This window comes from Haloterrigena sp. KLK7 (genome assembly GCF_037914945.1).
GTDB classification, from domain to species: domain Archaea; phylum Halobacteriota; class Halobacteria; order Halobacteriales; family Natrialbaceae; genus Haloterrigena; species Haloterrigena salinisoli.
In genome coordinates, this window is sequence record NZ_CP149787.1 from 3,312,410 (window position 1) to 3,327,025 (window position 14,616).

At 66.8% G+C, this 14,616-nt stretch carries 15 protein-coding genes; 12 read left to right on the plus strand and 3 right to left on the minus strand.

Annotated elements, in window-relative coordinates:
• The first annotated feature begins 82 nt into the window (after positions 1–82).
• The 4 genes from WD430_RS16410 (at position 83) to WD430_RS16425 (ending at position 3,976) form a co-directional block, all read left to right on the plus strand.
• On the plus strand, positions 83–1,483 hold the full coding sequence (locus tag WD430_RS16410; RefSeq protein WP_339103499.1) for a nucleobase:cation symporter-2 family protein: 1,401 nt from the start codon (positions 83–85) through the stop codon (positions 1,481–1,483).
• A 128-nt stretch (positions 1,484–1,611) separates the two neighbouring features.
• On the plus strand, positions 1,612–2,169 hold the full coding sequence (locus tag WD430_RS16415) for an FAD-dependent oxidoreductase (RefSeq protein ID WP_339103500.1): 558 nt from the start codon (positions 1,612–1,614) through the stop codon (positions 2,167–2,169).
• A gap of 78 nt (positions 2,170–2,247) precedes the next feature.
• A complete protein-coding gene (locus WD430_RS16420; RefSeq protein WP_339103501.1) occupies positions 2,248–2,772 on the plus strand; it encodes a DUF892 family protein in 525 nt (174 codons plus the stop codon).
• Positions 2,773–3,310: 538 nt separating this feature from the next.
• Positions 3,311–3,976: an HAD family hydrolase gene (locus WD430_RS16425; protein ID WP_339103502.1), complete on the plus strand. Its 666-nt coding sequence runs from the start codon at positions 3,311–3,313 to the stop codon at positions 3,974–3,976.
• 198 nt (positions 3,977–4,174) lie between these two features.
• On the opposite strand, the gene WD430_RS16430 is transcribed toward WD430_RS16425, so the two are convergent.
• Positions 4,175–4,504 (minus strand): hypothetical protein, encoded by a 330-nt coding sequence (locus WD430_RS16430; protein WP_339103503.1) that lies wholly within the window; start codon positions 4,502–4,504, stop codon positions 4,175–4,177.
• A gap of 147 nt (positions 4,505–4,651) precedes the next feature.
• Here WD430_RS16430 and WD430_RS16435 point away from each other — a divergent pair, with 147 nt between their 5' ends.
• Positions 4,652–5,584 carry a hypothetical protein gene (locus tag WD430_RS16435; protein ID WP_339103504.1) on the plus strand — a complete coding sequence of 311 codons (933 nt, stop codon included), beginning with the start codon at positions 4,652–4,654 and terminating at the stop codon, positions 5,582–5,584.
• 132 nt (positions 5,585–5,716) lie between these two features.
• A complete protein-coding gene (locus WD430_RS16440; protein WP_339103505.1) occupies positions 5,717–6,673 on the plus strand; it encodes a M48 family metalloprotease in 957 nt (318 codons plus the stop codon).
• Positions 6,674–6,787: 114 nt separating this feature from the next.
• On the opposite strand, the gene WD430_RS16445 is transcribed toward WD430_RS16440, so the two are convergent.
• Positions 6,788–7,054, minus strand: coding sequence for a hypothetical protein (locus WD430_RS16445; RefSeq protein WP_339103506.1), 267 nt, complete (start codon positions 7,052–7,054; stop codon positions 6,788–6,790).
• A 264-nt stretch (positions 7,055–7,318) separates the two neighbouring features.
• On the opposite strand from WD430_RS16445, the gene WD430_RS16450 reads away from it, so the two are divergent.
• On the plus strand, positions 7,319–7,945 hold the full coding sequence (locus WD430_RS16450; RefSeq protein ID WP_339103507.1) for a GNAT family N-acetyltransferase: 627 nt from the start codon (positions 7,319–7,321) through the stop codon (positions 7,943–7,945).
• 64 nt (positions 7,946–8,009) lie between these two features.
• Here the strand turns inward: WD430_RS16450 and WD430_RS16455 are convergent, their stop codons facing one another.
• Positions 8,010–8,246 carry a hypothetical protein gene (locus tag WD430_RS16455; RefSeq protein ID WP_339103508.1) on the minus strand — a complete coding sequence of 79 codons (237 nt, stop codon included), beginning with the start codon at positions 8,244–8,246 and terminating at the stop codon, positions 8,010–8,012.
• 186 nt (positions 8,247–8,432) lie between these two features.
• Here WD430_RS16455 and WD430_RS16460 point away from each other — a divergent pair, with 186 nt between their 5' ends.
• From WD430_RS16460 to mce, 5 genes are all read left to right on the plus strand, one after another.
• On the plus strand, positions 8,433–10,115 hold the full coding sequence (locus WD430_RS16460) for a methylmalonyl-CoA mutase family protein (RefSeq protein WP_339103509.1): 1,683 nt from the start codon (positions 8,433–8,435) through the stop codon (positions 10,113–10,115).
• 176 nt (positions 10,116–10,291) lie between these two features.
• Positions 10,292–12,553, plus strand: a complete 2,262-nt coding sequence (locus WD430_RS16465) for a PQQ-dependent sugar dehydrogenase (protein WP_339103510.1) — start codon at positions 10,292–10,294, stop codon at positions 12,551–12,553.
• Positions 12,554–12,676: 123 nt separating this feature from the next.
• The gene (locus WD430_RS16470; protein ID WP_407067127.1) at positions 12,677–13,597 is read left to right on the plus strand and encodes an aldo/keto reductase; all 921 of its coding nucleotides are present in this window, start codon (positions 12,677–12,679) and stop codon (positions 13,595–13,597) included.
• Positions 13,598–13,730: 133 nt separating this feature from the next.
• Entirely contained in the window at positions 13,731–14,063 is a 333-nt protein-coding gene (locus tag WD430_RS16475; protein WP_339103511.1) for a hypothetical protein, read from the plus strand.
• Positions 14,064–14,229: 166 nt separating this feature from the next.
• Positions 14,230–14,613 carry a methylmalonyl-CoA epimerase gene (gene mce, locus WD430_RS16480; protein ID WP_339103512.1) on the plus strand — a complete coding sequence of 128 codons (384 nt, stop codon included), beginning with the start codon at positions 14,230–14,232 and terminating at the stop codon, positions 14,611–14,613.
• The last annotated feature ends 3 nt before the right edge of the window (positions 14,614–14,616 follow it).

Sequence of the window (14,616 nt, forward strand, 5' to 3'; positions counted from 1 at the left end):
ATATAGTGGGCCCCGATCGACCACTCGATGAGCGCATATACGAGACTTTTTGTACATCGATTCGCTACGGGGTGGGTATAGTATGTCGAACGAAACTGACGGGGGCATTCAGATCGAATACGGCGTCGACGACAAACCGCCGTTGCCGAAATCGATCCTGCTGGGGTTGCAACACGTCGCGGTGATGATCGTGCCGGCGACGGCGGTGGCGTACGTCGTCGCGAATGGGGTCGGTCTCGAGGCCGACGCGGCCTATCTCGTCCAGATGGTCCTGCTGTTTTCCGGACTGGCAACGATGGTCCAGGCGTACACCGTCGGCCCGGTCGGCGCGCGGCTGCCGATCGTCATGGGCTCGAGTTTCACCTTCGTCGGCGCGACGATCGATATCGGTGCTAGTTTCGGGATGGCCGCCGTCTTCGGCGCGATCCTCGTCACCGGCTTCGTCGTCGAGGGACTCATCGGCTGGCAGTTCAAACGCATCAAACCCTTCTTCCCGCCGCTGGTGACCGGCCTCGTCGTGGTCATCATCGGTCTCTACCTGATCCCCGTCGCGATGGACTACGCCGCCGGCGGGGCGGACGCACCGGACTTCGGTGCCCTCCACCACATCGGACTCGCCGGACTCGTGCTGGCCATCGCCGTCGGGCTCAATATGTTCACGCGCGGCGTCACGCGACTGTTGTCCGTGCTGGTCGCGATCATCGTCGGCTACGCGGCCGCCATCGCACTCACGTTCGCCACCGGGCTCGAGCTCGTCTCCTTCTCGGACGTCGGTAGCGCCGCCTGGGTCGCGCTTCCGTCGCCGACCCACTTCGGATTCGAGTTCGAGCCGATCGCGATCGCCACGTTCGCCGTCCTCTTTCTGGTCTCCTCGATGGAGACCGTCGGTGACATGTCCGGCGTCACGGCCGCCGAGGGGCGGAATCCGACCGACGAGGAGTTCCGCGGCGGCCTGTTCAACGACGGTCTGCTGAGTTCGATCGGCTCGATCTTCGGCGCGTTCCCGATTACCTCGTTCTCCCAGAACGTCGGCATCGTCAACTTCACCGGCGTGATGAGCCGCCACGTCGTCGGCATCGGCGGCGTCTTCCTCGCCGTCCTCGGACTGAGCCCCAAAGTCGGCGCCGCCGTCACGACCATCCCCAGCGCGGTCTTCGGCGGCGCGGTGCTGCTGATGGCCGGGATGGTCGCCGCGAGCGGGTTCCGACTGATCGTCACGCACGTGGACCTCGATCGCCGGAACACGGTCATCGTCGCCGTCTCGCTCGGCCTCGGTCTCGGCATCGCGACGACGCCCGAGGCCCTCGCGGGACTGCCGAGCCGCGCCGAGCTGTTCTTCGGCCAGCCGGTCATCGTGACCGCGCTGTCGGCGCTGGCGCTCAACACGCTCGTCCCCGGCGACTCGAGCCCGCTGTTCGACGCCGTGCCCGCCGCGGAGACGTCGGAGGCGGAGTCGCCGACGGTTGGACCGAGCGACGACTGATCCCGTCGACGAGCTATCGTTCGGCCCCGAACGCGAGTCGAACGCCGAATCGGCCGGCGTTCTCGCATTTGAGACGGTCACCGACCCCTGAAAAATCCTTTATCCGGCCGTTCGTGGTACCGCCGGCCATGCCAGACGTCGCAATCGTCGGCGGCGGCCCCGCCGGCCTGAGCGCAGCACTCTTCACCGCGAAGAACGACCTCGAGACCGTCGTCTTCGACACCGACGAGACGTGGATGCACAAGGCCCATCTGTTCAACTACCCCGGAATCCGGAGCATCAGCGGCAGCGAGTTCATGGAACTGACTCGCGGACAGGTGAGGGACCGCGGTGCCGACGTCCGCGTGGGCGAGGAAGTATCCGACGTCGAACCGGGCGACGACGACTTCACCGTCGAGACTGAGGACGGCGAGTACGACGCCGACTACGTCGTCCTCGCGACGGGCGCGGACCGCTCGATGGCCGAGGACCTCGAGGTCGAGTTCGACGAGGACGGGACCGTCGACGTGGACCTGGACACCGAGACGAGCGTCGACGACCTCTACGCGACGGGCGCGATGGTCCGCGACGAGGAGTGGCAGGCCGTCATCGCCGCCGGCGACGGCGCTTCGGCGGCGCTCGACATCTTAAGCAAGGAGAAGGGCGAGCACTTCCACGACTTCGACGTCCCGGACGACGTGCCGTGATTCGGCCCGCGACTCGCCGCCGCGCGGCCTGCGTGTTCGGGGCCCACGACTAAGCGAATTCTCGTCGCGATTTCACGTATGGACACCACTAGCGCCGACCGCATCGACGACTTCGAGGAGCTGTTCCACCACAAGCTCGCCCAGATGTACTACACCGAGCAGGAACTCGTCGAGACGTTAGACGAGATGGCGATCAACGCGACCAACGACAAGATGAGCGAGGGGTTCGCGGACCACCGCGACGAGACCCGGACCCACGTCCAGCGTCTCGAGGAGGTCTTCGCGGCCCTCGACCGGCCGGCGGAGCGGCGGGAGGATCCGGTCCTCGACGCGCTCGAGCAGGAGCGGCAGACCCTCGAGGACGCCATCGAGGACGACATGCTCAACATGGCCTATCTGAACGCCGCGATGATGACCGAGCGCATCGAGATGACGGCCTACGAGGGGCTGTCGACGATGGCGAAACAGATCGGCTACGACGAGGAGATCCGCGAGCCGCTCGAGTCCAATCACGACGAGGAGGAGTCGACCTACCGCGAACTGTCGGCGATGCAGACGGCCTCCGACATGAAGTCGCTGTGGGACCGACTGACGCCCTCGTAACGTCGCTCCCGAGACGCCCGCATCGGACGCCGCGGGACGCGATTCGAGTCCGTTTTCTTCGATCCGCTCCGGAACGCCGGTAAAGCCCGTCGGGACTGGGCGCTATCGATCCCGACCCGAGACCATGCATGAGTATGTCACCCACATACTTTATACTCGTGGCCGTCCCAGTACGGTGTACAGTCGGGCGATAGCAAGTCCGACGGCCGACGGACGCATCGCGCTCGACGGCGGGCCGCGCACCTTCGTGGCGTATTGCAACGGGCGTCCACCGTCGCTCCGGACCCGTTATCCGCGCGGCCCGTTCCGCGACCGTCGAGACGAAACCGATCGAAGCGACCTTTTCACCGGTCAGTCCACCGGGAGCGGGGTCGGCTCGAGGCTCGCGTCGGAACGTCCCCGCTCTCGGATTAGCCGCGTTCCGCGATCGACTCGTCGCCCGTTCGGGAGCCGCTCGGCTCGAACGGCGCGCCGATCCGGCGTGGGTATATATCACACAGTGATCTTTTTGGTCTCGAACGGGTAATTGCGTGCAAGAATGCAGTACGACGCCGTTCTGTTCGACTTCGATGGCGTCGTGGTCGAGAACCCCTCGCCGCGACGCATGTACGACGCGCTCACGCGTACCTACGAGAAACTCGGCTGCTCCGATCCGGCGGCCGAGACGGTTCAGGAGGTACTGAGCGGCGACTTCGAGTCGATCGCCGACCGCTGTCGCCGGCTCGAGGTCGACACGGACACCTTCTGTTCGCAGGCGGCCCGCGAGATGATCCGGACCCAGCTCGCGGACGTCGAACGCGGCCTGCGTTCGATGTACGACGACGTCACCGCGGTTCGCTCGCTCGAGTTACCGCTGGGGGTCGTCAGCGACAACCACCCGACCGTGGTCTCGCGACTGCTCGATCGCTTCGGCCTCCGGTCGCTGTTCGAGGCCGTCTACGGCTGCCCGCTCACCCCCGACGGTCTCGACCGTCGCAAGCCCGACCCGACCAACATCGAACGCGCGATGGGCTCCCTCGAGGCCGAGTCGGCGCTGTACGTCGGCGATCGACCGGTCGACGTGCGGGCGGCCCGCAACGCGGGCATCGACTCGGCGCTGGTCACGCGCGCGGGCGACGAGATGGAAACGGAGACGGCGGAGTCGCCCGACGCGTCTCCCACCTATCGGCTGGCCTCGCTCACCCAGTTGCCGATGGTCCTCTAGACCGGCGTTCGACTCCAGCCGGCCGTCCCGCCGACGTCCGTGGTCACCGAGACGTTCCTGCCGACCTCCGTTCCTCGAGACCGTCCCGCGGAGACGAATCCAGGGACACCCGTCGCGAGGTTCTCGAGGCTGCGTTGTCCGTCGACCGTCCGGCTACTACCGCAATTTCGATCTCGGTCGCGACCGTCGGCGCCGCAGTCAGGCCCGCCGTTCGTCGAAGTGCTCCGTACAGAGCACGTGATAGACGGTGTCGTCGGGGACGACGTCGCCCGCCGGCGTCTCCTTGAACAGCGTAACGCCGTACGCCGCGTCCTCGTCGCAGTCGACGCAGGTCCCGGGCCCGTGCTGCGTGCCGGTGCTCCGGTGGCCGGCGCCCGTGTACGCGTCGCCCGCCGTCCGGAACTCGGCGCAGTCGCGACAGAGCCGCCACCGGTTGTCGATATCGGCGAGTTCGAAGATGTGATAGGCCATCTCGTGCTGAGTGAACGGTACCGCCGCGTTACAGAAGAGACAGTCCGCGGACGTCATGGACGACCCTGCTCCGAGAGGGTGTGTAACGGTTTCCCACGAACTGTCAGGGACGGACGCGCTACCGAGGAGACCGCGAGTCGACGGCCCGGCTTCGCCGCAGATTCCGGCCATCGCTTTTTGCGCTCGAGGGTGGGAGTCCCCGGTATGAACGACGCGGACTGGGACGAGCTCCGATCGCAGTGTGCGGCCCTCGAGTCCGGCGCGCAGCTCCTGACGCCGCTGTCCGAGCGGCCGTTTCGCGTCCAGACGACCGCCGAGGACCGGATCGTCGTCCGCTTCGCGGACAGCACCGAGGAACGCCCGCTCTGGCGCGAACAGTTCGGCGTCTTCGACGAGCGACTCGAGGACCAGGGGATGGCCGTCGACGACCTGCAGCCGGGCGTCGAGCCCTACGCGACGGTCCTCACGCTCTCCGACTCGTACGCCGTCGCGGACGACGCGATCGTCAGGGACGACGACGCGACCGGCGGCGAGAGCCCGTTTCTCGTCTCGGCGGCCGACGCGCGGACGCCGCCGGAGCGACTCCACGACGACGCCCTGCTGCTGGCTCACCTCGTCGAGTACCTCAACGTCGACGACCACGACGCCCTCGAGTCGCTCGATACCGACGCCCTGACCGACTACTACGTCCTCGCCTCGGACGTCCAGCGCGGCGCCGACGGAGTCCGCGCGACGGCCCGCGACGAACTGCTCGAGCGGCTCGGCCCCGATCAGGAGCTCCACGGCCGCTTCGGGACGGTCCGGCGGACGACCCGCACGCGCCGCCGTCCGAAGGACGACGAGACCGTCCTCGCCGCCCTCGACGAGCGCGGGATCCCCCGCGAGTGGGTCCTCGGCGTCGATCCGGACAAACTCGACGTCGTCCTGTCGGTGACAGACCTCGAGGAGGACGCGGTGTTCGACACCGACGAGGACGTCTACGTCCAGAAGATCGGCGTCGACGAGGACGAGAAGTACTCGCGGCTGCAGGGGCTGGCCGACCGCATCGACGAGCTCGCCGACGCCGAGGGCGAGGCGCTCACCGACGACCTCGAGGCGCTCGAGGACCGCCTCGAGGAGGCGCTGACGGCCGGCTAGTCGTCGGAGCCTGACCCGAGACAATCCGACGCGCCGGCGAGCGATCGCCCGGTGGCGACGCCGGTCGTTCGACGGCCACCGTCGTGGAATCCGATACCCGTTTCCGGCAGCCGCACCTACCGACGGACAGCCATGCGTTCCCGCTCGACGGGCACCCGATTCCTGATGGTCGCCGTCGGCTGCCTGCTCCTCCTGACGTCGCTCGGGCTGGCCGGACTCGGCTATCTGGCGCTCGCCGCCCTCTGGCGGTCGGCCCCGGACCCCGCGACGACCGTGCTCGTCGTCGTCGGCGCCGGACTGCTCGTCGGCTATCTGAGCTACCGGTTCGGGACGGCGGCGGTCCTCTCGCGGCTCGAGGCCGTCGAACTCCCGCGGTCGCGGGCGCCGGCCCTCTATCGCCGTCTCGACCGCCTCGAGGAGCGGATGGGCGTCGACGCGCCGACGCTCTACGTCGCCCGGCTACCGGCGCCGAACGCGTTCGCCATCGGGACGGCGCGCCGCGGCGCGATCGTCCTCGATCGGTCGCTACTGCGGTTGCTGACCGTCGACGAACTCGAGGGACTGCTCGCCCACGAGCTCGCCCACCTCGAGGGGTACGACGCGTTCGTCCAGACGCTCGCGTTCAGCGTGTTCCGAACGGTCACCGGGCTCCTCTTCCTGCTGTGCGCGCCGCTCCTGGTGGCGATCGTCGGCACCGCCAGAGCCGTCGCGTGGATGCGCGGCCGACCCGGCGCGTGGACCCACACGACGTTCGGCCGCCTCCTGGGTCGACTCGAGCGCGGCGTCCAGCTGGCGTTCCTGCTGGTGACGCTCGCCGTCCGGGCCCACTCGCGCCGACGGGAGTACGCCGCCGACGACCGCGCGGCCGCGGTCACCGGGAACCCGATCGCGCTCGCCCGCGCGCTCCGGAAGATCCAGCGCGTGGCCGATCCGCGCCGCGGACTGCTCTCGCCGCTGTACGTTCACACTGATGAAGACGACTGGACGCAGCTGTTCTCGACCCATCCCGACACGAGCGAGCGGATCGAACGGCTGATCGAACGGACGCGGACCGCTCCGTCGAACGGTCGACCGCAGCGGGTCCAGTGACCGCCTCGAGTCGGTCGGAGAGCGTTTCGGACTCCGAACGGCTATCGGCGAACGAGATGGCCGGGGACGGTGACTCGAGGAAGAGACGCGCCGATAGCGAACGCGGCGGATCGGTCACGCACCGGTCCACCCGCAGTCGACGCACCTGCGGACGCCGCCGTCGGCGATCGTCGTTCCCGAACAGGTCGGACAGGCGCTCACGCGCGTGCCGCCGTCGGTGGCCACGCGCTCTCGAGTCCGCTCGCGCTCGAGGTCGGCCGGCAGCGACGGATGACAGGTCGCACAGACGCGTTCGGTCCGCCGATGGGTCATGGTCTCCGTTCGGGTTCGATGCTCGAAGCAGCGGGCTACCTCGTCACCGCAGCGTTCGCATTCGACCATTGTGTGCTAACAACCACCACACCACACAATAAGTGTTTCCCACATGTTGTGATATAGCGATGATCTACGCTAGTTCGTCACCCGTATTCCGAATTATAGACGAGGTCGTCGAATACATTCCCATATCGGTTGGGCATTCGGCGTGGAACGCGGCGAGGGAGTCGACCGTGACCGACAGCGCTCGAGCGTTCGTGGCGCGACGGACAGACTCAGGGGTCCACGAACCCGCAAATACTTTTGGCTGCACGGGTCGTACCTCGAATCATGTACGTGCGGGACGCGAAAAACAGGGAAGAGGTCTGGTTGCTCGATCACATCGAGGCGATGGGGCTCGACGAGACGGCGTTCCGCTCGCGCGACTACGTCGTCGCGGTGGACGAGGCGTCCGGCGAGAAGGCCGGGTTCGGCCGGATCAGGATCCACAAAACCGACGACACTGCGCCGGCTGACGCCGATTCCGATCGCGCCGGCGGGCGCGCGAACGACGTCTGCGAGCTGACCAGTATCGGCGTCCTCGAGGGCTGGCGCGAACAGGGCGTCGGCGCACACGTCGTCGAGCGGCTCGTCGAGTACGCCGGGGATCAGGGGTTCGACACCGTCTACACGCTGACGAGCGAGGGGAGCTACCTCGCCCAGTTCGGCTTCGAGCGCGTCGAGGAGTCGGAACTGCCGGCGGTCCTGCGGGACCGACTCGAGGACAAGCGCGAGGGGGTCGATCCGGACGCCGTGCCGCTGGCGATCGACGTCGACCGGTTCCGGATGCCCGACCGCCTCCGCGAGGCGTTCAAGCGGGCCCCCGAGGGCCGGGACGACGTGTCGAACGACGAGTCGGCCGAGGACTTCGGGATCGACTCCGAGTCGGCGACGTACAAGTACGATACGGGCCGGTAGCTCGCCGCGAGAGGTGTTGTGACCTCGAGTCCGCCGGTAACGCCGGTGGCGATCGGGGAACGGCTCAGTTACGCCGATCCCCTAACCGCTGTGGCTGCCTGTCGAAGCCGTGAGAGAACGCGACCCACGCGATCGCGGAGACGGCGAGGATCGGCGGCAGGATCGCGAACCCCCACAGCGGATCCAGCCCCCACCCGAGCAACAGGACGAGGTTCGCCAGTCCGATCGCCAGAAACGGGGCGACGTACAGCGCCGCCCGACGGCGGTCTCGGTCGTCGTCGGTCGGTACCGGCGGTTCCATACCGGCCCTACCACGGCATCGCTGAAAAACGGTCGTGCCGGGACGGGCGACGGTCACGGAATCGTGTGCGTGTGAGTCGCTACCGTCGCCGGTCACGAGAATCCCGCGGTGGAGATATCACGATTCGGGACGATACTGGCCACCTTCATCAACCTTCAAGCCCCAGCCCGTCAATCGGTAACGATAATGTTCGATCAAGACGATCTCGAGGAAATCCGTGCCAGCAAGGAGGAGTGGCACGAGGAGGAGGTCGCGCCCGTCCTCGAGCGCTTCGGCGAGCGCAAGGAGACGTTCACCACCGATACGGGAGGGCAGGAGGTCGATCGGCTCTACACGCCGGACGACGTCGCGGACCTCGACTATCAGGAGGACCTGGGGAACCCGGGCGAGCCGCCGTACACGCGCGGGGTCTACTCCACGGGCTACCGCGGTCGGCTGTGGACGATGCGCCAGTACGCCGGCTTCTCGACGCCGGAGGACACCAACGAGCGCTACCACTACCTGCTCGACGAGGGCCAGACGGGGCTCTCGATGGCCTTCGACCTGCCGACCCAGATGGGCTACGACTCCGACGACTCGATGGCCGCCGGCGAGGTCGGCAAGGCCGGCGTCGCCATCGACTCGCTGTCCGACATGGAGACCGTCTTCGACGGTATCCCGCTCGACGAGGTCTCGACGTCGATGACGATCAACGCGCCCGCGTCGGTGCTGCTGGCGATGTACATCGCGGTCGGCGATCAGCAGGGCGTCGACCGCTCGGAACTGCGGGGGACGATCCAGAACGACCTCCTGAAGGAGTACATCGCGCGCAACACCTACATCTACCCGCCCGAGCCGTCGATGCGGATCATCACGGACATCTTCGAGTTCTGTGCCGACGAGACGCCGAAGTTCAACACGATCTCGATCTCGGGCTATCACATCCGCGAGGCGGGTTCGACGGCCGCTCAGGAGTTGGCCTTCACGCTGGGCGACGGCATCGAGTACGTCGAGACGGCCATCGACGCCGGACTCGACGTCGACGAGTTCGCGCCCCAGCTCTCGTTCTTCTTCAACGGCCACAACAACATTTTCGAGGAGGTCGCCAAGTTCCGCGCCGCGCGGCGGATGTGGCACGACATCATCGAGGAGCGGTTCGACCCGGACGACCCCAAGTCCAAGCAGCTGAAGTTCCACACCCAGACCGCGGGCTCGATGCTGACCGCCCAGCAGATCGAGAACAACGTCGTCCGCGTCGCCTACCAGGCACTGGCCGCGGTGCTCGGCGGCACGCAGAGTCTCCACACCAACGGCAAGGACGAGGCGCTCGCGCTGCCCACCGAGGAATCGGTTCGGACCGCCCTGCGCACCCAGCAGATCCTCGCCCACGAATCCGGCGCCGCGGACACCATCGACCCGCTGGCGGGCAGCTACTACGTCGAATCGCTGACCGACGAGGTCGAAGAAGAGGCCTACGAGATTCTCGAGGAGGTCGAGGAACGCGGCGGGATGCTCGAGGCCGTCGAGCAGCAGTGGGTTCAGCGCCAGATTCAGGACACCGCGTTCGACCGTCAGAAGGAGATCGAGGAGAAAGAGCGGATCATCGTCGGCGTCAACGAGTTCGAAGTCGACGAGGACCCCCAGATGGACGTCGAGGAAGTCACCCAGGAAGACCAGCAGCGCCAGATCGACAGCCTCGAGACGGTCCGCGCCGAGCGCGACGACGAGGCCGTCGACGCGAAACTCGAGGCGCTGCGCGAGGCCGCGCAGGGAGAAGAGAACCTGATGCCCCGCATCATCGAGGCGGTGAAGGTCTACGCGACGGTCGGCGAGATCTGTAACGTCATGCGCGACGAGTTCGGCGAGTACCAGCCCGGCGGCGCGGTTTGACGAACTGAACTCACGAGTTGATTCGAGTAACGCTACCGATGTGTCTCGAGTAACACTCGTTTACAGACGCTGCCGTCGGGCGATTCGGAGGCAACACTCCGTTGAGCGGGGAACTCGGGGGAACGGTCCGCTCTGTTTATCCGAATATCGACCGACGGCGTTGCCGTGAGTCACTCATGAGCGAGCGATCCGACGAGCGGCCGAATCCGGTACCCGAATCAGCGACCGACTATACCGCGACGTCCCGTCGGCGCCTGTTGCAGGCCGCGGCGGCCGCCGGCGGCGTCGTCGCGCTGGGCGATATCGCGGGCGCCCAAGAGGCGGAGACGATCGAACTGGGCGGCGAGACCAGCGGCTGGCAGGGCGTCGCGCCCGACGACATCGAAGGCGAGACGAACCCGACGCTGGAACTCGAGGCCGGCACGACCTACGAGGTCACGTGGGAGAACCTCGACGGACAGCCACACAACTTCGTCATCGAGAGCGGCGAGGGCGAGGAACTCGAGCGGACGGAGCTCATGATGCAGCAGGGCGAGACGCAGACCCTCGAGTTCGAGGCGACGAGCGAGATGGCGGAGTACTACTGCGAACCCCATTCGGCGACGATGCGCGGGGATATCTCGGTCGGCGGCGGTGGAGGCGGGGCGGAACAAGACGAGGCGGCCGACGGAGAGCCCGAAGCCTTCTTCGAACCGGGCGCGGAGATCGGCGTGCAAACGCTCGCATCGGGCATGACGGCGCCGACGGACATGGCGGTCGCCGACGAGGAGCAGGAGCGATACTTCGTCGCCGACCAGACGGGCGAGCTCTGGGTCGTCACGGACGACGGCCTGCAGGACGAGCCGTTCCTCGACGTCAGCGATCGGCTGGTCGAACTCGGTACGTTCGAGGGCGACTACGCCGATCCGGAGCAGGACTACGACGAACGGGGCCTCCTCGGGATCGAGTTCCATCCCGAGTTCGCGGAGAACGGGCGCTTCTTCGTCCACTACAGCGCGCCGCCGAACGACGAGACGCCGGATGGCTGGAGCCACGTCGAGGTCGTCTCCGAGTTTCAGGCCACCGATGACCTGAGCGCGGGCGACCCCGACTCGGAACGGGTCCTGATGGAGTTCCAGAAGCCCCAGTACAACCACGACGCCGGACCGATGGCGTTCGGTCCCGACGGCTACCTCTACGTCCCGATGGGCGACGGCGGCGGGGCCAACGACGACATGGAGGGCCACGTCGAGGACTGGTACGACGGGAACGAGGGCGGGAACGGGCAGGACGTCAGCGAGAACCTCCTCGGCAGCGTTCTCCGCGTCGACGTCGATCAAGAGGGCGAGGACCGACCGTACGCCATCCCGGAGGACAACCCGCTCGTCGATTCGGAAGAGGGACTCGACGAACACTACGCGTGGGGCTTCCGGAACCCGTTCGGGATCTCCTTCGACAGCGACGGACGGCTGTTCGTCTCCGACGCCGGCCAGGACCTCTTCGAGGAGGCGAACCTCGTCGAGGCCGGCGGCAACTACGGCTGGAACGTCAAGGAGGGGACCCACTGCTTCAGCACGGAGAGTCCCAGCCAGCCCCCGGAGGATTGTCCCGACTCGGCGCCCGACGAACCGCCGTACAACGGACAGGAACTGCAGGACCCGATCGTCGAATATCCCCACGTCTATCAGGAGCAAGTGGTCGGCATCACGATCATCGGCGGCCACGTCTACGAGGCCGGCGACGTCGCCGACCTCGACGGGAAGTACGTCTTCGGCGACTGGACGGCCGACCCGGCGCGACAGTCCCCGCAAGGGCGAATACTCGCCGCTTCGGAGCCGAGTGACGGGGACGGAGGGATGACCGGCAACGGCGGCGGCAACCAGACCGAAGGGATGAGTCCCGACGACCAGGCGGTTCAAGAGAACGTGACGTCCGGTGAGGGCGGTATCGAAGAGGGAGGCTTCGAGAACGAGACGAACGCGACCAACGAGACGGCCGACGCCGGCGCAGACGTCGGCGGTGGCGGCCAAGAGCAGGTCGTCCCGCGAGACGAACTCTGGGACATGGAGGAACTCCAGCTCGCTGGCTCCGAAGACGGAACGTTCCCGTACTTCGTCCGCCAGTTCGGGCAGGACCTCGAGGGCAACGTCTACGTGCTCGCCAATCAGGTGGGCGTCCCGGAAGGCGACACGGGCACGGTCTTCGAGATCGTCCCACCGGGAGAGGGCGAATCGCTGGAAGCGCCCGAAGAGGGCGAAGCGGTCGCACCCGAGGAGCAGGAGGCCGACGAGAACGCGACCGAGGACACGCAGGACGAGCCGATCGCCGAGGACGGGAACGCCACGGACAACGAGAGCGTCGCGGACGGGAACGTCACGTCCGGGGAGAACGCGACCGACAACGAGACGCCGAGCGCGAACGTGACGGTCACCGAGAACGAGACCGCTAACGGCTCCTGAGGTCGCCGTCGCCGCGTCGTCCCGGTCGACGGTCCGGTCCCGCTCGAGTCGGCTCGAGCCACCGGGCAAGGCCGGTCCTCGAGCCGTGGGCAACTGTGGGCTCCCTTCGCCGGCCCGGATTTGATGGCTATCGACGTGAAAGACGACGCCATGCGCGAGAACGCCTCCACGGCGACCGTTACCGCAGGGGACGCCGAGATTCCGGCGCTCGGATTCGGCACCGCCAGAATGACCGGCGACGAGTGCCGACGAGCCGTCGAGACCGCCCTCGAGGTCGGCTACCGGCACGTCGACACCGCCCAGATGTACGACAACGAGCGCGCCGTCGGCGAGGCCCTCGCCGCCAGCGACGTCGCTCGCGAGGACGAACGCAGTGAGTCCTCGGAGAAGCGAGCGGGAGCAACGCGACACGTGAGCCGCGAGGACGTCTTCGTCGTCACCAAGGTCCACCCCGATAACGCCGCGCGCGAGGACGTTCTCGCGTCGACCCGCGCGAGCCTCGAGCGACTCGGACTCTCGACGGTCGATTGCCTCCTGCTTCACGCGCCGAGCGACCGCGCGCCGCTCGCGGAGACGCTGGCCGCGATGAACGACCTGCAGGACGAGGGCGCCGTCGATCACGTCGGCGTCAGCAACTTCTCGGTCGACGAACTCGAGTCCGCCCGCGAGCTGTCCGAGACGCCGATCGTCGCGAACCAGGTGAAGTACCACCCCTATCATCACCGAGACGACCTGCTCGAGTACTGCGTCGAGCGCGACGTCTGCCTGACGGCGTACAGCCCGCTCGCGGAGGGGACCGTGCCGGGCGACGACCGACTCGCCGAGATCGGCGAGCCCTACGACAAGTCGGCGTCGCAGGTCGCGCTGCGCTGGCTCGTCCAGCAACCGAACGTGGCGGTGATCCCGAAGGCCTCGAGCCGCGAGCACATCGCGGCCAACGCCGACATCTTCGACTTCGAACTCTCGGACGACGAGCTGGCGGCGGTCGCCGACGTCGGCGACGGACTCTGGGATCAGCTGGCCGTCACGCTCGGATTGCGTTGAGCTCCCGTCCTCGATAGCGGGGGGTGTAGTAATCGCTGCTTCCGCGGCGGAAAATGCCTTTCTATACAGTGAGGAGACCGATTAGGAGAACAACAGTCACAACTACTAAGCCCGTGCTCGGCCACCATATCGCATGGTAACACTGGGCACAGTATTCGAATTACTAACGAACGAACGTAGACGGTACGCGCTCTATTACCTCTACGAACAGGACGGTCCGGTGACTATCAGCGACTTGGTCGAAACGATCGACAGATGGGAAGACGGGTCACCTCCACAGGAGAGTACGCTGGATACGTTCGACGAGATAGCGCTCGATCTGAAGCACCACCAGCTCCCCAAGTCCGCCGAGGTCGAGTTCATTCAGTACGAACCGGAACGGGGAACCGTCCAAATTCAAGGATCGCCCGAAAAGTTCGATACGTTCGTGACGATAGCGCGATTGATCGAAGACCCGTCGGAGTGATACCGCATCCCCGTTCAGCTCTGGGCCGCAGAAGGCCGACAGTCGGCTCGGCCAGTACGCAGACGCCACGAACGGACTCGATCGGGGGATCGAAAGCCGAGAGAACCTGCCGTTCACCCCACGGAAATCCCGACGATATTTGTCGATCCCTGGAAAAGAGCCACCGATGCACTTCGATCACGCAGGGATCGCGACCGAGGACGCACGGGAGCTCGCGGCGCTGTACGGCGACCTCTTCGGCCTCGAGGTCGCCCACGAGGAGGAGTTCGACGGGATGCGCGTCGTCTTCCTCGACTGCGGCGAGGGCTACGTCGAACTGCTCGAGCCGCTCGAGGAGGGCACCATCGCGAGCTATCTCGAGGACAACGGCGCCGGAATCCACCACCTCGCGCTCGCGACCGACGATATCGAGGCCGGACTCGAGACGGCGCGCGAACACGACGTCGCGTTGATCGACGACGAACCGCGGCCCGGCGCGTGGGGCCACTCGGTGGCCTTCCTCCACCCAAAGGACACCGGCGGGATTCTGATCGAACTCGTCGAGCACTGATTC